Annotated in this window: 1 protein-coding gene; it reads right to left on the bottom strand. The window is 30.0% G+C overall.

All coding sequences use genetic code 11. From position 1 onward, the window contains the following. The coding region (locus IR151_RS20055) for a PQQ-binding-like beta-propeller repeat protein (protein ID WP_227437674.1) at positions 1-601 on the bottom strand (601 nt) is incomplete at both ends.

The following is a 601-nucleotide window of genomic DNA, read 5'->3' as shown; positions in this document are numbered from 1 at the left end:
ACCCAATCTTTGTAGTTTGAATATTTCCAAATTTCTGCTCCATTAGAAGATATTTTTCTAATGGTATTATCATTGCCTCCACTATATATATTATTCTGTAAATCTACACATACTGAATATACACCACTTTCATGTCCTTTATAACTCCAAATTTCATATCCACTTGGAGATATTTTTCTTACTTTAAAATTACCATTACCACTTACTATATTATCTTGTGAATCTGTACATACTGAGTTTACAGAACTTTCATATTCTTTATAACTCCAAATTTCAGCACCATTTGTTGACAGTTTTCTTACTGTATCATCACCACTACCACTTATTATATTATCTTGTGAATCTGTACATACTGAACGTACAGTATCTGTATGCCCAGTAAATCTCCAAATTTCAGCACCACTTGAAGATATTTTTCTTACTTTAAAATCAGCACTACCACTTACTATATTATTTTGTAAATCTACACATACTGAACGTACAGTACCTGTATGCCCAGTAAATCTCCAAATTTCAGCACCACTTGAAGATATTTTTCTCAAAGTAATATCACTACTACAACTATATATATTATTCTGTAAATCTACACATACTGAATATA

The sequence above is a fragment of the Clostridioides sp. ES-S-0006-03 genome (assembly GCF_020662275.1).
Lineage (GTDB): Bacteria > Bacillota > Clostridia > Peptostreptococcales > Peptostreptococcaceae > Clostridioides.
The sequence above is the reverse complement of the archived record's forward strand: the minus strand, read 5'-3'. Positions and strand labels throughout refer to the sequence as shown.